Source organism: Polynucleobacter sp. es-MAR-4 (genome assembly GCF_018882055.1).
Classification (GTDB): Bacteria; Pseudomonadota; Gammaproteobacteria; order Burkholderiales; family Burkholderiaceae; genus Polynucleobacter.
On the sequence record NZ_JACVPF010000001.1, the window covers coordinates 1,071,202 to 1,093,329 of the forward strand.

At 47.3% G+C, this 22,128-nt stretch carries 25 protein-coding genes and 1 tRNA gene; 17 read left to right on the forward strand and 9 right to left on the reverse strand.

The window, feature by feature from the left end; genetic code table 11:
• Positions 1-5: 5 nt before the first annotated feature.
• Positions 6-1,988 carry a monovalent cation:proton antiporter family protein gene (locus ICN16_RS05360; protein WP_216135260.1) on the reverse strand — a complete coding sequence of 661 codons (1,983 nt, stop codon included), beginning with the start codon at positions 1,986-1,988 and terminating at the stop codon, positions 6-8.
• Positions 1,989-1,999: 11 nt separating this feature from the next.
• Between ICN16_RS05360 and ICN16_RS05365 the strand changes: the two genes are divergently transcribed.
• The 9 genes from ICN16_RS05365 (at position 2,000) to rapZ (ending at position 8,461) form a co-directional block, all read left to right on the forward strand.
• Positions 2,000-2,992: an SIS domain-containing protein gene (locus ICN16_RS05365; RefSeq protein WP_216135261.1), complete on the forward strand. Its 993-nt coding sequence runs from the start codon at positions 2,000-2,002 to the stop codon at positions 2,990-2,992.
• 36 nt (positions 2,993-3,028) lie between these two features.
• Positions 3,029-3,601, forward strand: a complete 573-nt coding sequence (locus ICN16_RS05370; RefSeq protein ID WP_216135262.1) for an HAD family hydrolase — start codon at positions 3,029-3,031, stop codon at positions 3,599-3,601.
• Positions 3,602-3,612: 11 nt separating this feature from the next.
• On the forward strand, positions 3,613-4,257 hold the full coding sequence (gene lptC / locus ICN16_RS05375; protein ID WP_216135263.1) for an LPS export ABC transporter periplasmic protein LptC: 645 nt from the start codon (positions 3,613-3,615) through the stop codon (positions 4,255-4,257).
• Entirely contained in the window at positions 4,254-4,811 is a 558-nt protein-coding gene (lptA, locus tag ICN16_RS05380) for a lipopolysaccharide transport periplasmic protein LptA (RefSeq protein ID WP_216135266.1), read from the forward strand. Before lptC ends, lptA begins: the two co-directional genes overlap by 4 nt.
• The gene (gene lptB, locus ICN16_RS05385; protein WP_216135268.1) at positions 4,808-5,575 is read left to right on the forward strand and encodes an LPS export ABC transporter ATP-binding protein; all 768 of its coding nucleotides are present in this window, start codon (positions 4,808-4,810) and stop codon (positions 5,573-5,575) included. Before lptA ends, lptB begins: the two co-directional genes overlap by 4 nt.
• A 192-nt stretch (positions 5,576-5,767) precedes the next feature.
• On the forward strand, positions 5,768-6,091 hold the full coding sequence (hpf, locus tag ICN16_RS05390; protein ID WP_114692000.1) for a ribosome hibernation-promoting factor, HPF/YfiA family: 324 nt from the start codon (positions 5,768-5,770) through the stop codon (positions 6,089-6,091).
• A gap of 33 nt (positions 6,092-6,124) precedes the next feature.
• Positions 6,125-6,583, forward strand: coding sequence for a PTS sugar transporter subunit IIA (locus ICN16_RS05395; protein ID WP_216135270.1), 459 nt, complete (start codon positions 6,125-6,127; stop codon positions 6,581-6,583).
• A complete protein-coding gene (gene hprK, locus ICN16_RS05400) occupies positions 6,568-7,569 on the forward strand; it encodes an HPr(Ser) kinase/phosphatase (RefSeq protein WP_216135272.1) in 1,002 nt (333 codons plus the stop codon). Before ICN16_RS05395 ends, hprK begins: the two co-directional genes overlap by 16 nt.
• A 1-nt stretch (position 7,570) precedes the next feature.
• A complete protein-coding gene (gene rapZ, locus ICN16_RS05405; protein ID WP_216135275.1) occupies positions 7,571-8,461 on the forward strand; it encodes an RNase adapter RapZ in 891 nt (296 codons plus the stop codon).
• On the opposite strand, the gene mutY is transcribed toward rapZ, so the two are convergent.
• Together mutY and mutM are read right to left on the reverse strand one after the other, a co-directional pair.
• Positions 8,406-9,551, reverse strand: coding sequence for an A/G-specific adenine glycosylase (gene mutY / locus ICN16_RS05410; protein ID WP_255533619.1), 1,146 nt, complete (start codon positions 9,549-9,551; stop codon positions 8,406-8,408). The two genes, rapZ and mutY, sit on opposite strands and share 56 nt — an antisense overlap.
• A complete protein-coding gene (gene mutM, locus ICN16_RS05415) occupies positions 9,551-10,387 on the reverse strand; it encodes a bifunctional DNA-formamidopyrimidine glycosylase/DNA-(apurinic or apyrimidinic site) lyase (protein WP_216135278.1) in 837 nt (278 codons plus the stop codon). The genes mutY and mutM overlap by 1 nt, the downstream gene beginning before the upstream one ends.
• A 35-nt stretch (positions 10,388-10,422) precedes the next feature.
• Between mutM and ICN16_RS05420 the strand changes: the two genes are divergently transcribed.
• From ICN16_RS05420 to pth, 6 genes are all read left to right on the forward strand, one after another.
• Positions 10,423-11,910, forward strand: a complete 1,488-nt coding sequence (locus tag ICN16_RS05420; protein ID WP_216135281.1) for a lipoprotein insertase outer membrane protein LolB — start codon at positions 10,423-10,425, stop codon at positions 11,908-11,910.
• Between the two features lie 7 nt (positions 11,911-11,917).
• Positions 11,918-12,793 (forward strand): 4-(cytidine 5'-diphospho)-2-C-methyl-D-erythritol kinase, encoded by an 876-nt coding sequence (gene ispE, locus ICN16_RS05425; RefSeq protein WP_216135284.1) that lies wholly within the window; start codon positions 11,918-11,920, stop codon positions 12,791-12,793.
• A gap of 5 nt (positions 12,794-12,798) precedes the next feature.
• Positions 12,799-12,875, forward strand: a tRNA-Gln gene (locus ICN16_RS05430).
• 73 nt (positions 12,876-12,948) lie between these two features.
• Entirely contained in the window at positions 12,949-13,905 is a 957-nt protein-coding gene (locus tag ICN16_RS05435; RefSeq protein WP_216135680.1) for a ribose-phosphate pyrophosphokinase, read from the forward strand.
• Positions 13,906-14,041: 136 nt separating this feature from the next.
• A complete protein-coding gene (locus ICN16_RS05440) occupies positions 14,042-14,680 on the forward strand; it encodes a 50S ribosomal protein L25/general stress protein Ctc (protein WP_216135285.1) in 639 nt (212 codons plus the stop codon).
• A gap of 90 nt (positions 14,681-14,770) precedes the next feature.
• Positions 14,771-15,367, forward strand: a complete 597-nt coding sequence (gene pth, locus ICN16_RS05445) for an aminoacyl-tRNA hydrolase (protein ID WP_216135286.1) — start codon at positions 14,771-14,773, stop codon at positions 15,365-15,367.
• 4 nt (positions 15,368-15,371) lie between these two features.
• On the opposite strand, the gene ICN16_RS05450 is transcribed toward pth, so the two are convergent.
• The 5 genes from ICN16_RS05450 to ICN16_RS05470 are packed head-to-tail and all read right to left on the reverse strand — an operon-like array spanning position 15,372 to position 19,531.
• Positions 15,372-15,641, reverse strand: a complete 270-nt coding sequence (locus tag ICN16_RS05450; protein WP_216135287.1) for a YfhL family 4Fe-4S dicluster ferredoxin — start codon at positions 15,639-15,641, stop codon at positions 15,372-15,374.
• Between the two features lie 18 nt (positions 15,642-15,659).
• Positions 15,660-16,154 carry a pantetheine-phosphate adenylyltransferase gene (gene coaD, locus ICN16_RS05455; protein ID WP_216135288.1) on the reverse strand — a complete coding sequence of 165 codons (495 nt, stop codon included), beginning with the start codon at positions 16,152-16,154 and terminating at the stop codon, positions 15,660-15,662.
• 36 nt (positions 16,155-16,190) lie between these two features.
• On the reverse strand, positions 16,191-16,841 hold the full coding sequence (rsmD, locus tag ICN16_RS05460) for a 16S rRNA (guanine(966)-N(2))-methyltransferase RsmD (protein ID WP_216861871.1): 651 nt from the start codon (positions 16,839-16,841) through the stop codon (positions 16,191-16,193).
• Positions 16,813-18,159, reverse strand: coding sequence for a M16 family metallopeptidase (locus ICN16_RS05465; protein WP_370625607.1), 1,347 nt, complete (start codon positions 18,157-18,159; stop codon positions 16,813-16,815). The genes rsmD and ICN16_RS05465 overlap by 29 nt, the downstream gene beginning before the upstream one ends.
• Positions 18,146-19,531 carry a pitrilysin family protein gene (locus ICN16_RS05470; RefSeq protein ID WP_216135289.1) on the reverse strand — a complete coding sequence of 462 codons (1,386 nt, stop codon included), beginning with the start codon at positions 19,529-19,531 and terminating at the stop codon, positions 18,146-18,148. The genes ICN16_RS05465 and ICN16_RS05470 overlap by 14 nt, the downstream gene beginning before the upstream one ends.
• Before the next feature lie 62 nt (positions 19,532-19,593).
• On the opposite strand from ICN16_RS05470, the gene ftsY reads away from it, so the two are divergent.
• Together ftsY and rpoH are read left to right on the forward strand one after the other, a co-directional pair.
• The gene (gene ftsY / locus ICN16_RS05475) at positions 19,594-20,484 is read left to right on the forward strand and encodes a signal recognition particle-docking protein FtsY (RefSeq protein WP_216135290.1); all 891 of its coding nucleotides are present in this window, start codon (positions 19,594-19,596) and stop codon (positions 20,482-20,484) included.
• Positions 20,485-20,578: 94 nt separating this feature from the next.
• The gene (gene rpoH / locus ICN16_RS05480; protein WP_216135291.1) at positions 20,579-21,520 is read left to right on the forward strand and encodes an RNA polymerase sigma factor RpoH; all 942 of its coding nucleotides are present in this window, start codon (positions 20,579-20,581) and stop codon (positions 21,518-21,520) included.
• 22 nt (positions 21,521-21,542) lie between these two features.
• Here the strand turns inward: rpoH and ICN16_RS05485 are convergent, their stop codons facing one another.
• Complete coding sequence (locus tag ICN16_RS05485) at positions 21,543-22,079, reverse strand: SCO family protein (protein ID WP_370625614.1); 537 nt, start codon at positions 22,077-22,079, stop codon at positions 21,543-21,545.
• Between the last annotated feature and the right edge of the window lie 49 nt (positions 22,080-22,128).

Below are 22,128 nucleotides of genomic sequence, written 5' to 3' on the forward strand. Positions count from 1 at the left end.
TTACATCATCCTAGCAATTTAGATTCGGCTAAATCAGTCGCCTCTGAATTGCCCGAGAGCACGAGGATGTCATTCGCTTGTAAACGCAATTCTGGGGTGAGCTCTAATTTGACATAGTCAGAGCCGCCGACTTTGCGTCTCACAGCTTGTACGCTCACACCTTCATTCTCAAGATGCAATTCTTCAAGAGTCTGGCCAATACTGGCCGACTCAGGCAGCAATGTGACTGAGTGCAAACGCCATGATTCCTTGGAATCCACTTCATCTGCGACCCCGCGGAAGTAGCCACGCAATAGGCTGTAGCGGGCTTCACGCGCGCTTGTAATGCGACGCACTACCTTGCGCATAGGCACACCCATCATTAACAAGACATGTGAAGCCATCATGAGGCTGCCTTCAATTAACTCAGGTACAACCTCAGTTGCGCCAGCAGCTTGTAGCTTTGCCAAATCCGCATCGTCTTTTGTACGCACCAATACCGTCATGCCAGGACGAAGGTGCTCGACTTGATGCAATACTTTTAATGTTGCTGGAGTATCTGCATAAGTAATCACCACTGCCTTTGCTCTCGATAAACCAGCAGCGACTAAATAATTTTCCCGACTAGCATCGCCATAGACCACGTTGTCACCTGCCGCTGCGGCCTCTTTCACGCGATCTGGATCCATGTCTAAAGCAATATAGGGAATCTTTTCTTGATCGAGCATGCGAGCTAAGCTTTGACCTGAGCGACCAAACCCACAAATGACGACATGGTTTTCTGTGCGGACACTTTTTGCGGCAACACGTGTCAGTGCTAGCGATTGCAATAACCACTCATTACTCGAGAAGCGCATCGCGATGCGATCGCTATATTGAATTAAGAAAGGTGCACCAAACATCGAGAGCAACATCGCCGCCAATACCGCTTGACTTAAAGCGGGATCAATTAAATCCAAGCCATCAATTTGGTTTAAGAGAACGAAACCAAATTCACCGGCCTGAGCCAAACATAACCCTGTCCGTATTGAGATTCCAGGACTTGAACCAAAAGCGCGTGACAGCAAAGCGATCAAGCCAAACTTGAAAACCAGTGGGCCAATCAATAGGAGTAAGACCAGCATCCACTGCTGATAGATCACATCGAAATCCAGTAGCATGCCAATGGTAATGAAGAAAAGGCCTAAGAGCACATCTCTAAAAGGCTTAACGTCTTCCTCTACCTGATGGCGATAAGGGGTCTCGGCAATCAACATGCCGGCCAAGAAAGCACCGAGCGCCAGCGATAAACCAAAGTGTTCGGTCAGTCCAGCCATACCTAAAACAATGAGCAACAAATTGAGCATGAATAATTCTTGGGAGCGCAACTTGGCAACCAAGCTGAACCAGCGACTCATTAAGGTTTGACCAATAACGAAAATAAGGACCAAGGCCACCAAAATCTTGATGGAGGCTGCCGTCAATGCTAAAAATAAGTCTCCAGGATTTTTGCCCAAGGAGGGAATCAAAATGAGCAGGAAAACCACTGCCAAATCCTGGAATAGCAAAATACCGATGATGTTGCGCCCATGCTCGGTTTCAATTTCCGAGCGATCTGCAATCAGTTTGGTAACAATGGCGGTCGAGGACATGGCCAAGGCGCCCCCTAGAGCAATGGCAGCCTGCCAGGAAATGGGATAAATCCAGTTCATCATCATGCTGGCAGGAACAGCAAGCAGGATGGTCAAAATAACCTGGCTGCCACCTAAGCCAAATACGATGGTTCTCATGGCTCGGAGCTTGTGGAGGTTGAATTCCAGGCCAATCGAGAACATCAAGAAAACCACACCAAACTCAGCCAAATACTTCACTGTGGCGGAATCATTGGCCAAACCAAGGGCATGCGGCCCAATGAGGACGCCAATGGCCAGATAGCCCAAAATAGGGGGTAGCCCAAAATAGCGGAAAATAACTACCCCGGCCACTCCGGAGGCCAGCAAGATGAGAGTTAACTGAAGGACTGACGGCATATACTCACCCCATGATAGCTAAGACTCGTGACCGAACCCTAAAGCTTGCGCGCGACACCCTCACAATTGAGGCTGCTGCACTGCACACAATGCGTGATCGCCTTGAAGGCGAAAACGCTGATGCCCTTGTATTGGCGGTAGATCTACTGCACTCCTGCAAAGGCCGAATCGTTGTTTCTGGTATCGGTAAGTCAGGTCATATTGCACGCAAGATTGCAGCTACCTTTGCCTCTACAGGCTCCCCTGCCTTTTTTGTACACCCTGCTGAAGCCAGTCATGGTGACTTAGGCATGGTGACGCGTGACGATGTCTTTGTTGCACTCTCTAATTCTGGTGAGACTGATGAGCTACTCACCATCGTACCAATCGTCAAGCGCACTGGCGCCAAACTCATCGCTCTTACTGGAGCACCAAACTCTTCGTTAGCAAAATTGGCAGATGCTCACTTAGATACTAGCGTCGAGAAAGAGGCTTGCCCACTTAATCTAGCACCAACCACCAGTACGACTGCAGCACTGGCTATGGGTGATGCCCTAGCAGTTGCTCTTTTGGATGCTCGTGGCTTTCAGGCGGAAGACTTTCAGCGCTCACACCCAGGCGGTCGCTTGGGTCGCAAGCAGCTGATGCATGTCAGTGAAGTCATGCGTAACTTTGATGAGACTCCTAAGATTGCGATTACCGCCTCTTTACAAGATGCCTTACTGGAGATGACAGACAAACGCATGGGCATGGTGGTTACCTTGGACAATGCCAATAAAGTTGCCGGCATCTTTACTGATGGTGATTTACGTCGCCTACTGGAGAAGAGCACCAATTTGGATGGCCTCACTTTAGAAAAAGCAATTACTTCAGCGCCACGCACAATTCCTCCTGAGTTGTTGGCAGAAGAAGCTATTGAGATGATGGAAAAACATCGTATCAACCATTTAGTGGTAACTGATCCAAGGGGCACATTGCTAGGGGCACTCAACCTTCATGACTTATTTGCCGCCAAGGTTATTTAAGCCACTTACTTTTTAATAATTCATTCAATCACTCACATGCCAACCGCCTTTAGCACTCACAACACTAACCCTCTGAGCCAGTATCCGCAGGCCTGGGATCGGGCTGGGGCAGTCAAGCTACTTGTTCTTGATGTCGATGGTGTCCTAACAAATGGTCAAGTATTTATTGGTGAAAACGGTAAAGAATCTTTAAAGGCTTTTGATATCCAAGATGGATTGGGAATCAAGCTCTTAGAAAAAATTGGCGTCTCCACAGCCATCATTACTGGGCGTAGCTCCAAAATGGTTTTAGCCCGCTGCGATGAGCTTGGTATTAAGCATGTCCATATGGGGGTTGAAAATAAAGCTGCTGCTTTAGAAAAGATTCTGCAATCCCTTGGACTCAAGCCAGCTGATTGCGCCGTTATGGGCGATGACTGGCCTGATTTTCAAATGATGAAGTCCGCAGGCTTAAAAGTATGCCCTGCTCAGGGGCATGATGCCGTAAAAGAAACGGCGCACTTTGTTACAAATCGATCCGGCGGCAGTGGCGCAGTTCGCGAAGTCTGCGACCTAATCCTAAAAGCGCAAAACTGCTATGAAGAATTGCTTGCTCAGGCGCGTGCGTAAGGTCTTTCTTAATGGAGCTCAATGTCCAACAAATTAAACTGGGTATCTGGCGGACTTCATTGCGCCTTATGCCCTTAATTTTGATGGGCGCACTCACTCTCGTTACTTTTTGGCTGGTTAAGAAAAACAGTCCCGTAGAAAAATCTGCCACTGAGCGCATCCGCTTGCATGAGCCTGATTACACCATTACCAATGGCGCACTTTCCGCCCTCAACGAATCTGGCAACACAAAATATCGAGTACTTGGCAAAAAAGTAATTCACTACGACGACGATGCTTCAATTGATATTGAGACACCTCGCATACGCTTATTTCCACCTGAAAAGGCACCCATTACTGTTAAAGCAGATACGGGTCATCTAGATGGAGACATCACCATACTAGATCTCTTCAATAACGCCGAAATTTTTCGGCCACCTCAAGCCGCTACCGCTACTGAACCAGCAAGACCACGCATGCTTGCGCGCTCTTCTTATTTCAAAGTGCTCATTAATGATGACATTATTGAGACCGACAAACCCATTACGCTTGAGCAAGGGGTATCTGTCATGCGCTCAACTGATGGCGGCGTATTCAATAACATCGAACAAAGTATGGCTTTATCTGGACAAGTAAGAGGTCGTATCGAACGCATTCAACCTGGAGCACAGCCATGAGCTTGTTCCACAATCTTATAAAGCAAGTTGCAATCCTAACAACTTGCTTTATTACTATTGCCTACGCCGAAAAAGCAGATCAAGATAAACCGATTGTTTTGGAAGCAGAAAAAGTTTCCGTGAATGACGTACAACAGGTATATGAGCTTGATGGTCAAGTGCTCTTAACCAAAGGCAGTATTTTGATTACTGGCGAGAAGGGCAATATTAAAGTTGATCCTGAAGGCTATGAATATGTTGATGTCCAAGGCAGTCCTGAATCTACTGCTAGCTTTAGACAAAGACGCGAAGGTCCTGCCAATGAATTTATGCAAGGTCACGGACAAACGGTTACCTACAATGCAAAAACTGAGCTCCTGACACTCACTGGAGACGCCAAATTGAAACGTCTTCACAATATGCAAATGCTAGATCAGTTGCGCGGTTGGAAAATTGATTATGACGATGTGTTGCAACGCTACCAAGTCACGCCACCTCCAAATGCCAAAGCAGAAGACCTGCCCCTGGCTAAAGCCATCCTTTCACCAAGAAGAAAAGCTACACTAGAAAAATGATCACGGATACCAGCGGCATTGAAAAGCCGGCAACTCTCAGCGCTCAGCACCTACAAAAGCGTTATGGCTCTCGCACTGTTGTGCGAGATGTATCTGTTGAAGTCAAGTGTGGTGAAGTAGTTGGGCTCTTGGGGCCGAATGGGGCCGGTAAAACCACCTCTTTCTACATGATTGTTGGCTTGGTTCCTTTGGACGGCGGCAGCATTGTCCTCGACGGTACGGACATCACCCATCTACCGATTCATGAACGAGCTCGCATGGGCTTGTCCTACCTCCCACAAGAGGCTTCTGTTTTCAGAAAACTGAATGTGGCTGAAAATATTCAGGCCGTATTAGAGCTGCAAGTTCAGGGCGGGAAACCATTAAGCAAAGCTGAGATAGCGCATCGCTTAGATGAGCTCTTGGGTGAACTCCAAATTAGTCACCTGCGCGATAACCCCGCACTTTCTTTATCGGGCGGAGAACGTCGCCGAGTTGAGATCGCTAGAGCCTTGGCCTCCCAACCTAAATTTATCTTGTTGGATGAGCCATTCGCTGGCGTTGACCCGATTGCAGTTGGAGAAATTCAGCGGATTGTGCGCTTCTTAAGAGACCGTCAGATTGGTGTTCTTATCACCGACCATAACGTTCGAGAAACTTTAGGCATTTGTGACCACGCCTACATCATTAGTGAGGGTAGCGTACTGGCAGAAGGCAAGCCAGACCAAATCATTGAGAATGATGCTGTCAGACGAGTCTATCTAGGCGAAAACTTCCGCATGTAACTATTCAGAGTTTTTTGAATATTTATTAAATAAAAATGATCTGCCCCCTTGGTTTTCAGCAAAATCGCTGATACGCTGGAGGCTCATGAAGTTCATTTCCGTATAAACAAGTACAACATTACAGGGGCCTGCTGCGCACCCCGGGTAATTATTTGCGCATGCGTTTTGTTTTGCTATGAATAGGAGCTGCTGATGAATCTAAAAATTAATAGCCGTCATGTTGAAGTTACTCCAGCTATGCGTTCCCATCTTGAAGCTGGGTTAGCCAAAATTCGCAAACACTTTGACCACGTCTTAGATGCCTCTGCATTTTTGATTGTCGATAACGCTAAAGAAAAAAATCTTCGTCAAGCAGCCGAGATCACCATTCACCTCAAAGGCAAGGATCTTTTTGCTGAGGCCCATAACGCCGATCTTTACCATGCTATGGATGCGGTGGTCGATAAACTGGAGCGTCAAGTAGTCAAGCACAAAGAAAAGATCCAGGATCACCACCACGAAAAGCATTTTGAGTGATGTTCAGCATCAGGACACCTATAATCAATTGATATGAATGCCCTGACCGATCTTTTCGCTTTAGACCGCATTGCCTTAAATAGCCCCTCTAAAAATCGGGCTGAGGCATTCGCGGCCGTAGGGCAGCTATTTGCCAAGCAAGCAGGGTTGGAAGCCGAGGCAATTGTTGGCTTTTTAAATGCTCGCGAAGACTTAGGCTCAACCGCCCTAGGTGCTGGAGTTGCGATCCCACATGGTCGGGTAAAGGGACTCAAGCATCCGATTGCCGCATTCGTCAAATTAAAAGAACCGATTGAATTTGCCGCGCCCGATGGTGAGGCTGTCTCTATCTTGATTTTTTTACTTGTTCCAGAGAAAGCAACTCAGCAACATCTAGAAATTCTGTCCTCGATTGCACAACTCCTTTCTGACCAAGATGCTCGTAAGTCTCTTGCCTCGGAAGACAGCCCAGAGAAGGTGTGCCAGCTACTACAAACATGGGGCTCGGCTTGACAACTCAACCCTTACTCCTTGAGGGGGTTACCGCTCAACAGATCTTTGATGACAATGTCTCCGACTTAAAGCTCTCATGGATTGGCGGCCTAGAAGGGGCAGATCGTAGATTTCCCGCAGAAGCTGTTAAAGCGGCTGCGGCTAGCTCGGACTTAGTGGGTCACTTAAACCTGATTCACCCAAGCCGTATTCAGATTTTTGGCGAGCAAGAAGTTGACTATCATGCCGAGCTCGAACCCAAGCAAAGACAAGAGCAGATTTCCAGCCTAATCTCCAAGACACCACCTTGCGTCATTGTGGCGGACGGCAAGGTAGCCGATGCCGACCTACAGCTCTTCTGCCAAAGATCTTCCACCCCCCTCTTTACGACAGCCATATCAGCTGCTGAAGTGATTGACCACCTGCGCACCTATCTCACCAAGATTGGCGCTCCCCAGATCACAATGCATGGTGTATTTATGGACATCCTGGGCTTAGGAGTCCTCATCATGGGTGAATCTGGCTTAGGCAAAAGCGAGCTCGGTTTAGAACTGATTTCTCGTGGTCACGGTTTAGTGGCTGATGACGCAGTAGACTTTGCTCGTCTTGGGCCAGACTACATCGAGGGTCGCTGCCCCGTCATTCTGCGCAATCTTCTAGAGGTTCGTGGACTAGGCTTATTAGATATCCGCACTATTTTTGGTGAAACGGCCGTGCGTCGTAAATTGAAATTACGCTTGATCGTACAGTTGGTTCGTCGAAATGATGGAGAGTTTGAGCGCCTCCCGTTGGAAGCTCAGCATATTGATGTTTTAGGTATTCCAATTAGAACTGTAAAAATTCAGGTGGCTGCAGGACGTAACTTAGCAGTTCTCGTAGAGGCAGCGGTCCGCAACACCATTTTGCAATTGCGTGGCATTGATACCCTGAAAGAATTTATGGAGCGCCAGCGTTTGCAAATGAATGCAGAGGCGGAATCCAGTAAGTCACAAGGTCGGCTCATTTAATATGCAAATTAATCTGATTACCGGCATCTCCGGCTCAGGTAAATCCGTTGCGTTGAGAGCTTTTGAGGATGCAGGCTATGACTGCGTAGATAACCTTCCGGTCACCCTCTTAGAAAACCTCATCACTACACTAGAGAGTGAAAAGAGTGAACGCATTGCTGTAGCTATTGATGCCCGTCGCGGTCAATCAATTGCAGAGCTACCCCAGATCCTAGAAAACCTACGGCGTAACCATCAAGTACGAGTTGTTTTCTTAAACGCTGATACCAATACGTTGATCCAGCGTTTCTCTGAAACCCGTCGACGTCATCCGCTCTCCGGAAAAACGCAACAGACTCAAGCAGCCACCCTGATTGAAGCAATTGATAAAGAGCGTAATCTCTTAGAACCCCTGCGCACTCAAGCCCACAGTATTGATACCAGCAATCTGCCTGCCCATGCGCTGCGCTCCTGGATACAGGACCTTCTGAAAGATAAGCCTCAAGGGCTTACCGTGATTTTTGAATCTTTTGGATTTAAAAAAGGTTTGCCAAGTGAAGCTGATCTTGTATTTGATGTTCGCTGTCTACCAAACCCTCACTACGACAAGGCGCTACGTACTCTGTCTGGCAAAGACCAGCCTGTTCGCGAGTTCTTGGAAAAAATTCCTGAAGTTGTCAGCATGGAAAATGACATTGTTCAATTTATTGAAAAATGGTTGCCACACTACATAGCAGATGGTCGTAGTTACCTTACTGTTGCCATCGGCTGCACAGGCGGTCAACATCGTTCGGTTTATCTTGTGAGTCGCATCATTGCGCATTTTCTGCCACAAAAAGATTTGGCAGCACTCCAGATTAACTTCTTAAGTCGTCACCGCGAGCTAGACTCAATCCCTGCAGTAGCAATTTGATTGGTTGAGGTAGACCGTATTTTCCGAGCTGACGCAAAGGAACCCACTTTAAGTTATCGCCTGAAAATTTCATGGCATCACTTGAGGTCACAAACCAAATCTGCATCCATAAACGGCGATGTGTAAAGACATGCTTAATCTCTACTCCCCGCTCAATGGATTTAAAACTCTTTAAAGCGCTAGAGACCTTTTCATCTGGCAGTACTAGTTGCAATAATTCTTTCGTAGTTAAATTCATTAAATTATTGGCTGAAGGTTTGGAGTTTTTTTCTTTGAGTCTCCACACAGATTCCGGTAAAGACCATAGTCCACCCCATATGGCCTTATCTGGGCGCCTTTGTAGTAACACTGAATCACCATGCCTGAGCAATAGCATGTCGCAATTAAATTCAGGAGATTTTGCTTTGATTACCTTACGAGGCAATAACAAAACCTGATTACTGAGATTGGCCTGGCATTCTTTTGCAAATGGGCATTTCTTTTCACCACCTATACACACAGGTTTTCGGGAGGTGCACCAAGTTGCCCCAAAATCCATTAAAGCCTGGGTGTACACCGGCATCTCCGTGGCTTTTTTAGGAAGGAGTATTTTGGCTAGTGACCACAGTTCATCATTCACTACTTTTTCTTGGATGGCGCCCTCTATACCAAATAGCCTTGCCAAAATGCGCTTGACGTTCGCGTCCAAAATTGGTGCACGCTCATGAAATGCAAAAGCAGCAATGGCACCAGCAGTAGACCTACCAATGCCCTTGAGTTGTTCAAGCAACACTGGATCAGCCGGAAACTTTCCTCCAAACTCGGCCATGACTTGCTTGGCACAAGCATGAAGATTGCGAGCACGTGTGTAATAACCAAGTCCCGCCCATTCTGCCAAGACATCGTCCAACGGTGCATCAGCCAACTTCTGAACCGTCGGAAAACGTTTCATGAAGCGGGGATAACGCTCTAGAACAGTAGCTACTTGAGTTTGTTGCAACATGATTTCCGAAACCCATACTGCATAAGGATCTCGAATACTTTGCCAAGGCAAACCTTGACGCCCGTCCTTGCCATGCCAAGCAATTAGCTTGGTAGCGAAGTTCTTCATCAACGCTTCTGACATTGGGGACAAAAATAGGTAGATCGTTGACCCTGTACTATTTGCTTAATCGGTGTCTTGCACACCTTACAAGGCTGATCTTTGCGATCATAAACTTTGGTTTGCACCATGAAGTGTCCAGGGTCACCCTCACTATTCACAAAATCTTTCAAGGAACTGCCGCCCGCAGCAATCGCTTTTTTCAAAATCAATCTCACTGCAGTAGCAAGTCGGGAACACTGCGGACGCGTCAGTTTCCCAGCAGCCCTTGCTGGGTGAATACCTGCCTCAAACAAACTTTCCGAGCAATAAATATTGCCAACACCTACTACCGCCTGCCCTGCCAGCAAAAACTGTTTAACTGCAACGCTACGTTTACGTGAGCATTGATATAAGACATCTGCGCCAAGCTCGCCCTCAAACTCCGATGAAAAAGGTTCAACCCCGAGTTTTTGCAAAAGCGCATTACTCTCAATTGGTCCCTTAGATTTTGGGTGCCATAAGACAGCGCCAAACTTTCGAGGATCATGCAATCGCAAACTGAGCTTGCCAAACTCAAAGGTCACTCGATCATGCACTTTCAGTGGATCACTACCTGGAAGCACCCGCAATGTGCCTGTCATACCGAGATGCAGCAATAGATGGCCAGCGTCAAACTCCATTAAGAGATACTTACCTCGGCGCTCTATTCCCAAAACTTTCTGGCCAGAAAGCAGCGTATTTAAATTGCTCGGCACAGGCCAACGCAATCGACCATCAATAATTTTGACCGCACTCACCCTTCGCCCCTCTAAATGGGGCCGGATACCCAATCGGGTAACTTCGACTTCTGGAAGCTCTGGCATAAATGGATTGTAGATTCGCGGATTAGAATGTGCTCATGACCAAATTTTCATTCAAGCCTTCCTTAAGTGTCTTGTTGCTCGCGGCTGGACTTGGCCTAGGCCTCTCCTCCAGTCATACCTTTGCCAAAAATAGTAGCCTTGATAGCGGTCAAGCCGTATTCGAGGTCTTAGCCTCTGAAATCGCCTTACAACGAGGTGAAGCGGGCTTAGCCTATAACACCTATTTGGAGCTTGCTCGCCAGCTGGATGATCCTCGCTTGGCACAAAGGGCAATGGAAATTGCTATTACAGCAGGCGCGCCTAATCAGGCATTGCAGGCAGCTCAAACTTGGGATAGCTTGGCAGGACCAAAGCAGACTAAACCCAAAGAAGTGCTGGTTACTCTTTTAATTCTGAATCAACGCTGGTCAGATGCTGTTAAGCCTGCCATTTCTCTATTGAATCAACAAACACCAGCACAACGAGAAATTACCTTGTTGCAAATTCAGGCGCTACTGGCCAAAGCAACAAATGAATCAGATGCTTCAAGGGCTTTCTACGAAATCGTTTCAGCAATAAAACCAGAGCCAAAAGATCCGGGGCTACTTTATACCTACGCAATGTCTGCCGAAAAATCTGGGCACATTGATGTAATGGAACAAACACTGCGCGAAATCTTGCGCAAGAATCCGAATGATGTCAACAGTCTTAATGCGCTTGGTTACTCACTAGCTGATCGCAATCAGAAATTACCAGATGCATTTAAGCTCATTAGCAAAGCGCATCAACTCTCACCTAAAGACGGTTTTATTTTGGACAGTCTTGGTTGGGTGAACTTTCGCATGGGAAAAAATGCACTAGCCCTTGAACAGCTGCAACAAGCATTTAGCATGAAGCCTGAAGCAGACATTGCTGCGCATATTGGCGAAGTCTTATGGGTAATGAATCGCCCGATTGAGGCAGAAGATATGTGGCGCAAGGGTCAACAATTGGATGCCAACAACCCCACCCTTAAAGAAACCTTGAAGCGCTTGAAACCAGATTGGTCAGTGGCAGATACCGCCCTCAAAGGCTCATGGGATGGGCGTTTCGCAGTCAAGGTCACTGGGCTTACCGAAAGCAGAAACCAGGGCGGCTCAGGTGGATTTACCTTGACTCAAGATGCGCTGACTGATGTATTAGAAATTCGTAATCCTGTTGGTGGATCAATTGCCAAGATTACGATTAAACCTGGTGAAGCAATTCTTGAGCGCGATGGTCAATTAACTACAGCTATTGATGCCGACACCCTCATTCAGAATGCATTAGGTCTTCCGCTACCCGCTCGTGGTTTATCTGACTGGTTGCGCGGACAAACGCGTCCCGGTAGTAATGCGAGTGTTGAACGAAATGAAAAGGGACAGGTGAGCAAAATCACGCAAGATGGTTGGACCTTAAATTACAACTGGAGCAATACGCAGCAATTGGAGAAACTCACAATGACACGTAGCTCTAATATCGGGTCAATTGACATCCGTCTTGTATTTGATACTCCGAATGAGTGAAGCGTGAATGATGCGTAATGCGATAGAACTCCGCTGCCCAGCAAAGCTCAATCTCTTTCTACACATCGTTGGGCGCCGTGATGATGGCTACCACCTACTGCAATCTGTTTTTCAGTTGATTGACTGGTGTGATGTACTCAACTTAAAGCCTATTCCGGAAAATGAGATTCGTCGCATCAACCCGATTCTGGGCGTCGCCCCTGAACAAGATTTAGCGGTTCGTGCCGCCCGCCTCTTAAAAGATTTCTGCAGGACTACTCAGGGTGTTGAAATTGACCTGAAGAAAACAATTCCTATGGGCGCTGGCCTAGGCGGCGGGTCCTCTGATGCGGCATCCACTCTCGTCGGCCTGAATACGCTTTGGGATCTGCGTCTCGATATCACCACACTCTGCCAGCTTGGCCTAAAACTCGGTGCCGACGTGCCATTTTTCATTTTTGGCCAAAATGCCTTTGTTGAGGGAGTTGGAGAGAAATTACAGGCAATTTCCCTGGAAACCCAAGACTTTGTGGTGATCTTCCCAAACCAGGGGATTGCCACTGCTCAAATTTTTCAAGACCCTCAATTGACCCGAGATCACGCTCCGATTACAATAGATCGCTTTCTTGCATCGCCAAGGTCATATCAGTCAAATGATTGTCAGGCAGTAGCGGTGCAGAAATGTCCTGAAGTGAAGCAAGCATTAGATTGGATTTGCAAGGCAGTGCCAAACTCGGCGCCCTGCATGTCCGGCTCTGGAAGTAGCGTTTTTGCCGCCTTAGACCCTAAGACGGACACTGCGAATCTGGAAATTCTTCTGCAAAATCTTCCAAAAGGATGGATAGGTCGAATTGTTCGGGGGCTAAATAAAAATCCCGCTTACAATTTGATTTCTTCAGATTGACCTGTAGGGGAATCGCCAAGCTGGTTAAGGCACTGGATTTTGATTCCAGCATGCGAAGGTTCGAATCCTTCTTCCCCTGCCAACTACTGTAGATACGACCAAAAGACATCCATTCGACCCCTACCAAAATCTCAAAATCACCTATGTCCGCCCCAATGAACGCTGATTTACTGACTCTTTTCACAGGCAATGCAAATCCGGTTTTAGCCCATGCGGTAGCCAAAGAGCTCAATCTCCCGATGGGAAAAGCATTTGTTGGTCGATTCTCAGATGGTGAAATTCAGGTAGAAATTCAAGAAAACGTTCGTGGTAAGAACGTTGTTGTTATCCAATCCACTTGCGCTCCAACGAACGATAGTTTGATGGAGCTGATGATCATGATTGATGCCCTAAAACGAGCATCAGCAAGTCGCATAACCGCAGTGATCCCTTACTTCGGTTACGCCAGACAAGACCGCCGCCCACGCTCAGCTCGGGTTGCCATCTCCGCCAGAATCGTTGCAAACATGCTCCAGTCGGTTGCTGGCGTTGAGCGTGTTTTAACCATGGATCTCCATGCCGACCAAATTCAAGGCTTCTTCGATATCCCAGTAGACAACATTTATGCCTCTCCAGTTCTATTGGCGGATTTAGAAGCTCAAAAAACTAAAAAAGATCTCATCATCGTTTCTCCAGATATCGGCGGTGTGGTTCGCGCCCGTGCAATGGCTAAGCAATTGGGCACAGATTTGGCGATTATTGATAAACGCCGCCCTAAGGCAAACGTATCAGAAGTAATGCACCTTATCGGCGAAGTAGAAGGCCGCCATTGCGTCATCATGGACGACATCATTGATACCGGCGGAACGCTCTGTAAAGCCGCTGAGGCGCTAAAAGAGCGTGGTGCCAAGGGCGTTACCGCATACTGTACTCATGCCGTCCTTTCTGGCGGTGCTGTAGCCCGTATTGCCGCCTCCGAATTAGATGAATTAGTCGTTACCGACACCATTCCATTGACTCCAGAAGCAATGAAAGTGGCAAAAATTCGTCAATTAAGCGTTGCCCCCATCCTTGCTGAGACCCTATCTCGTATTAGCAAGGGTGATTCAGTGATGTCGATGTTCGCTGAATAAGCCAAAAACAGCGTTTCCACCCCTGTTTTTGGCAGTTTTGAGCCTTTTCTAGGCAAAAACCGTCATTCCCACGATATAATCAAAGGCTTTTCTGTTTGGTCGCGAACGGAAATTAACCTTAATTTAGGAATTCGATATGAAAGTAGTAGCCTTTGAAAGAAGCGTACAGGGAACGGGTGCGAGCCGCCGTCTGCGCAACTCCGGTAAAACTCCGGGCATCATCTACGGCGGTAAAGACGCCGCAACTGTAATTGAGTTGGATCACAACGCACTGTTCCATGCTCTCCGTAAGGAAGCATTCCACTCATCCATCCTTGATCTCGAAATCGGCGGCAAAGCACAAAAAGTGTTGTTGCGCGATTACCAGATGCATCCATTTAAGCCTTTGGTTCTGCACATCGACTTCCAGCGCGTTTCTGCGACTGAAAAAGTTCACATGCGCGTTCCATTGCACTTCATCAACGCTGACACATCAGCTGCAGTGAAATTGCAAGGCGCTGTAATTAGCCACATCTCAACTGAATTGGAAGTGTCTTGCTTGCCAGCAGACTTGCCAGAGTTCATTGAAGTGGATTTGAACAAGATTGAAGTTGGTCACGGTATCCATGCTAAAGACATCGCATTGCCAAAAGGTGTTACCTTGGTATTGCATGTTGAGCAAGAAAACCCAGTATTAGCTAACGCACGTATCCCAGCAGTGAAATCTGCCGATACTGAAGCTGCTCCTGCAGCTGCTGCGGCTCCTGCTGCTGAAGCCCCAAAGGACAAAGCTTAATTATTTAAGCCTTATCTTTGCGACAGAGGAAGCCCGCTTACAAGCGGGTTTTCTTTTTTGCGGAAATACTTTTATCCTTAACCACACATCATGACTAAATTAATTGTTGGCCTTGGCAATCCCGGCGAAGAACACATAGAAGATCGGCACAATGCTGGCTTCTGGTTTGTTGACGCCCTTGCAAAACAATTGAGTACCCGCTTTGAAACTGAAAAACGTTTTCATGGAAAAGTGGCGAAGGCTAAATGGGAAGGCGAGGATCTTTTCTTGCTTAAGCCCAGCACGTTCATGAATCTCAGCGGTCAGGCTGTGGGAGCGCTATGCCGCTTTCACAAAATTACACCCAAAGATGTACTGGTGGTGCAGGATGAGCTTGACCTAAAGCCAGGCACAGCACGCATCAAACTCGGCGGCGGCACTGGTGGGCACAATGGCTTAAAAGACATTCAAGCGCACTTAGGAACAGCCGAGTACTGGCGCTTGCGTCTAGGTATTGGCCACCCTCGCGACCTTGCTGCAGATGGCGCCCGAGCAATGGATGTCGCTGACTATGTTTTGAGAAGACCCTTGCAGGCAGAGCAAAAACAGATTGATGCCAGCATTGAAGATGGCTTGAAGATTCTCGGATTATTTATGAAAGATGACACTCAGGCAGCGATGCTGGAGTTGCATTCAAAAACGAATTAGCGCGCTACTTTGTAGCTAGAGCTTTTTTGGCAGCAGTTAAGGCTTGATACTTCGCCATGAGTTGCGTTTGATTTTCTGAGAATGCGGGGTTGAGTGGAATGCAGTCAACCGGGCAAACCTGCTGACACTGTGGCGCATCGTAGTGCCCCACGCACTCAGTGCATTTATTGGGATCAATCTCATAGATCTCGAGACCCATGTAGATTGCATCATTCGGACATTCAGGCTCACATACATCGCAGTTGATGCACTCGTCCGTAATCATTAAAGCCATCTTGTTTGCCTACCAGCCTTACTCTTTGCTCTTATTGGCTTCGATCTTTTTGACCAACCACTTTTCTACTGATGGAAATACGAACTTACTCACATCTCCACCCATTGAAGCAATCTCACGCACAAAGGTACCAGAGATAAACTGATATTGATCGGATGGCGTAAGGAATAGCGTTTCAACATCAGGCAATAAATAGCGATTCATACCAGCCATCTGAAATTCATATTCGAAATCAGACACTGCGCGCAAACCACGCACAATCACACGCGCATTGTGTTCACGGGCAAAATCTTTTAGCAAACCAGTAAAACCAACGATCTTCACATTGGAATAGTGGCCAAGGACTTCTTTAGCGATCGCTATACGCTCATCCAAAGTAAAGAAGGGGCGCTTGCTACGACTATCGGCAACACCAACAATAAGCTCGCCAAAAATACTTGAAGCACGACGTACCAAATCCTCGTGACCACGAGTAAAGGGATCAAATGTTCCGGGGTATACAGCTACAGTCATAACGCTCCTAAGGCTTTTTCAGCTACAGGCAAGAGTTTAGCCCCTCTTAGAGCGAAATAGACAGGCTTTTACCTGCCCAGCCTCTAAGTATTTTCCACAATGCCAGTCCGGCACTATAGCCTCGATCTGCTCACGAGAGCGGCTAGCGGGAAACTCTACGTAAATCCCCCCGCCGGCGCTGTCATCACAAACGCGAGCGGCCTCTATCAAGGCCTGGTTCAATAAGCCCTCTTCCTGAAAGGGTGGATCTATAAAGATCAGATTACTAGAGCGATCAGCCTGTTGCTTTAGGAACTCCAAACTGTCTCGGTGCAAAATCTCCACCACTCCAGGAGCAGGAGATGACTGTAGCAAAGCAAAATTATTTAGAAGTTTTGCATGGGCTTTTTTGTCTTTTTCTAGCAGGATTACTGAATTAGCCTGTCGTGAAGCCGCCTCAAAACCTAAAGCACCAGTACCAGCAAATAAATCCAAGCAACGCAAGCCCACCAGATCCTGTCCAAGCCAATTAAATAAGGTTTCCCGAACGCGATCTGTGGTGGGACGTAGACCAGATAGATCCAGCACAGTCAGTAAACGACTGCGCCACACTCCACCAATAATGCGGATTTTCTGAGGGAGCTCGGAACGCTTGCCTGGCGCAGCGGACTTGACTGACTTATTTATTTTTAGCTCCCAAGACCACAATCTTCATTCGATCCATAGCTAAGTATTTTTGGAATGCTGCCTTGACTTGCTCTAAGCTCACCGCCTCTACCTGCTTAGTCCAAACCTCCATCGTATCAAGCGGCAAATTATTCCAAGCGATTGAGGAAACGTTATCTAGCAACTTGCGATTGTTATCAATTCTTAAGGGGTAGCCATTTATGAGATTAGCTTTGGCCGCATCGAGCTCAGATTGAGTAGGGCCGTTTGCAATAAATTGTCCAATAGTCGAACTCATCACATCTAGAGCTAAGACAGCCTGATCATTCTTAGTCTGAAGGCCTGCCTGAAATATCCCCACATCCTTACCGGGAGCAAAGTAACTAAACACGCTGTAGGCAAGGCCACGCTTTTCCCGAACCTCTGACATGAGGCGCGATACAAAACCTCCGCCACCCAAGACATAGTTTCCGACTAGCAATGGAAAATAATCGGAGTTGCTACGGGTTACCGCAGTCATTCCCATGGCGATATGCGCTTGTTGCGAATCAAATAGAATGGTGACTTCGCGTTGACTTAAAGGCTCCACTGGTGAACGCTCAAACTCTGGCAACTTGGCAATAGCAGGACCAGACTGAGGCACTCTTTGCAATAAACCTTGAACAATTTCAGCGGCCTCTGCTTTACTCACATCACCCACGATGCTGACGATCATACGATCGCCGCGGTAGAACTGCTTATGAAACTGCTGCAAGTCAGTTGCGCTGATATTGTCAATACTTTGCACTGTTGGTGAATTGGCTAATGGGTAATTTCCATAAACCGATTTTCTAAAACGGCGATCGAGGACTGACTCTGGCTTCGTCTCTGCCTCGAGCAATGCAGTTGTCATCCTTTGCTTCTCACGTGCCAAGATTTTGGCATCATATGTAGGAGCACTCAACATGGCCGATGCTAATTGAACGGCGCGGTCACGTAAATCTTTGCGACTTAAGGTGCGAATGCGCATGATTGCGCGCTCTCCGCTGACAGAGACCCCAAGGTTGGCACCTAAATCAGCAATCTCATCAGCAATCTGCGCCTCAGTCAGTAAACCTTTTTCAGACTTGACGCCATAGTTCATTAACTGCCCAACCACAGTGGCTAAGCCGCTCTTTGCTGCTGGGTCATAGCGATCTCCCGCATCAATACTGATTTCAATATCGACCATCGGTAGTGCTTTGGTTTGAACCAAATAGGCTTGTGCGCCCTTAGAGGAGTCGATCTTTTCAATCGGCAATATTGCATGAGCTGACGACAGCATTCCAACTATCAATGCCATTGCAAGACATGCTTGCTTTAAGAAGTTATTGAGCAGCACGATTTTCTCCTTGCTTACTATCGTTAGACTGACGCGCTTGTGGATCTAGCACTGCAATAGTGAGCGCCTTATCAACCAAATATTTTTTTGCAACAGCTTGAACTTGTGTCGGAGTGATAGCCTGCATCCTCTCTAACATCACATCAATATCTCGCCAAGAAAATCCTGCCATCTCAGTACTACCAATCTCCATTGCTTGGCCAAAGATCGAGTCGCGCTTATAGATTTGATCGGACAGAATGCGTACCTTGATACGTTTGAGCTCGGACTCTAAAATACCTTTATCGACTATTTCTTTTAAAGCCTTCCGAATACTGCTCTCAGCCTGCTCTACTGTTCTGCCCTTAGCCATGCTGGTGCTAATTAAAAAGAGTTCCGGCCCTCTGGAGATCATGTCGTAACCCACACCCACATCATTAACTACCCGCTCTTGCTTCACCAGAGTGCGATTCAAGCGGGCATTGTCATAACCATCGAGGACTGCGGCCAACAACTCCAACGCATACGGCTCATCATCATCCAACTTTCCTACTTGCAATTTGGGAACCTTCCAAGCCATTGCAAGTTGTGCGCTATCTGCCGGCGCTTTGACCTGCACCCGCTTAATACCTTTTTGTGGTGGCTCGATCTGTGGTTTACGCTCAGGCAAATCTCTTGCAGAAGCGACCCCATAATATTTTTCTACTGCTTGCAAAATAACCTGAGGATCAACATCACCAGCAATAACGACTGTAGCGTTATTGGGCTTGTACCAACTGCGATACCACTCACGCGCATCAGCAGCCTTCATATTGACTAGGTCATTCATCCACCCAACTACTGGATGACGATAAGGTGAACTCATATAAGCAGTAGCCATGAGTGATTCATTCAGTAGGCTACTTGGGTTATCTTCAGTGCGTAGACGACGCTCTTCCATCACCACCTGAATTTCTTTCAAAAATTCCGCATCATCAAAGTTGAGGTTAGACATGCGGTCTGCCTCTAGCTTCATCACCTCATTTAGCTTGGACTTTTCTACCTGCTGAAAATAGGCCGTGTAATCACGGGAGGTGAAAGCATTTTCTCGTCCGCCTACTGCAGCAACCAAACGAGAGAACTCTCCTGACTTGACCTTGTCTGTGCCCTTAAACATCATGTGCTCGAGTACATGGGCTACACCAGTCTTACCATTCACCTCATCCATAGAGCCAGCGCGGTACCAAACCATGTGCGCAACCGTCGGCGCACGATGATCCTCACGCACAATCAACTTAAGGCCGTTAGAAAGTTGAAATTCGTGGGTATTTGCTTGACCTGCTTCCGTGGCCGCCCAGGCACTGGAGCAGCAGAGCATCAAAGAGAAAGAAAAACGCAATAAAGTGGAGCGCATCTGTAAGATCACCTATCCCAAGAATTTAATTGATAAGATGCAAGGATTAAATTGTATCGATTATGTTCGGCCTACGTAAAACCCTCGGATCCCTATTCAAATCAAACCAGACTGATGAAGCCTGGTTTGATACCCTTGAAGAATCTCTCATTCTGAGCGACGTGGGCCTCCCTACGACTGAACAATTGATTAGCAAACTTCGCAAAGCCGCTAAATCAGAGAAAGCTAATAGTCCAGAAGACTTGAAGCAACTACTTATTCAAGAGGTCGCAAACCTCTTAATGCCTTTAGAGCCAAGCCCCAACCCGCTGTATGTACATGAGCAAAAAACCATCCCAGAGATATGGTTAGTGATTGGCGTCAATGGTGCAGGCAAAACAACCACCATCGGCAAGCTCTGCAAACTCTTCCAATCGCAAGGCAAATCCGTCTTGCTGGCAGCTGGCGATACATTTCGTGCAGCAGCGCGCAACCAACTCCTGGAATGGGGTGGCCGTAATCAAGTCGACGTCATCATGCAAGAAAGTGGTGATGCAGCAGCGGTGGCACACGACGCCATCCATGCAGCGATTTCTCGCAAGAGCGATATTCTGATTATTGATACAGCAGGCAGACTCGCCACTCAAGACCATCTCATGGAGGAACTAAAGAAGGTCAAAAGAGTCATCGGCAAGGCCCTTCCTGGGGCGCCTCACCAGACTTTGCTCGTTCTTGATGGCAATACTGGTCAAAACGGCTTAAGCCAAGTAAAGGCCTTTCATGCCGCTTTAGGGCTCTCCGCCCTAATCGTGACAAAGCTGGATGGCACTGCTAAAGGCGGGGTCATCTGCGCACTCGCCCACACCCTCAGTGATGGGCCGAAACCTGCGGTTTTAGCCTTAGGCAAAGGCGAGGGAATTGATGATTTAGCCCCCTTTACAGCCGCCCAATATTCTTCTGAATTATTCAATTAAATCATAGACTTATAGAAGTAAAAAACCATTAGCACTCTCTTGACAAGAGTGCTAAAATAGAACTCAATTAATACCTAAAATATATAAAAAGAAAATGGTTCAAAAGAAAGCATACAAACCGCAATTGCAAGCAGGGCAAACATTGCCAGCAGCGCAGACTGCTGCGGCTTCGCTTGCCTTTCCGATGCTGCCTTCCCTCGGGGTTGGCACACTCGATTCTTATATCTCGTACGTTAATCGCGTGCCTATGCTCAGCGCCGCTGAAGAGCTTCACCTCGCGCAAGAATTTCGTCGCACTGAAAATGTGGATGCTGCGAAAACTTTGGTTCTCTCACACCTGCGCCTGGTAGTGTCTGTTGCACGTCAATACTTAGGCTATGGCATTCCGCATGCCGACCTCATTCAAGAAGGCAATATCGGCTTGATGAAGGCTGTAAAACGCTACGATCCTAACCAAGGTGCACGCTTAGTCTCTTACGCAATCCATTGGATTAAAGCGGAGATTCATGAGTACATTCTTAAGAACTGGCGTTTAGTGAAAGTTGCAACAACCAAAGCTCAACGTAAATTGTTCTTTAATTTACGTAGCAATAAACCCACTCTAGCCGCTCTGACACCTAATGAGGTTGAAGCATTAGCAAAAGCACTAGATGTCAAAGGCTCAGACGTTAAAGAAATGGAAATGCGTCTTGCTGGTGGTGATGTTGCCTTAGAAGGTGACGACACTGATGATGACTCAGCCTACGCACCAATTCAATGGCTAGCAGACAATAGTCAAGAGCCTACCGAGATGATGGCTGCTGCTGCAACTGATGCACTGCATGGTCCACAACTTGATCAAGCGCTCATGGCATTGGATGAACGTAGTCGCAACATTGTGCAATCACGCTGGTTAGCAATGGATGCCGATGGCAATGGCACAAAAACATTGCATGATCTAGCTAGTGAATACGGCATCTCAGCAGAGCGTGTTCGTCAGATTGAGACTGCTGCTCTCAAGAAGATGCGCAGCCTCTTACAAACTGAAGCTGCATAAAGCAGCCTTCTCTTCTCAGCTTTTACTTCAGCAGTTCTTTCAAGTCTTGCGCCAAGGTCTCAGCACCTTGCGCATGCTTGATGTAAAGGCGTAAATGCCCCTCTGGATCAAAAGCATAACTTCCCGCCGTGTGATCCATTGTGTATGAACCAGGGCTCGTGCCAGGCACCTTCTTGTAATAAATCTTAAAGTCCTTGGTGACTTTTTCTAAAGCCGCCTCATCCGCTGGACGCAAGCCCAAGAAGCGCGAATCAAATGCAGGAACATACTGCTTCAAAATATTTGCACTATCTCGTTCGGGATCCACTGTGACAAACAGCACCTGAACCTTGTGTGCCTGAGGGCCCAAGATAGTCATGACTTGCTGCATTTCTGTGAGCGTTGTAGGACAAATATCTGGGCACTGCGTATAACCAAAGAACATCACAACTGCTTTGCCTTTAAAGTCAGCCAAGGTTCTTACTTTGCCATCGGGATCAAGCAAGCTAAAGTCAGTGCCAAATGCCTTACTTCCAGTGATATCGACATTCTTGAAGCTCTGCTTCGGGCTACAAGCCATCAAAGCGAAACCAATGAGCGATAACGCTAAGATGCGCAAAGCATAAAAA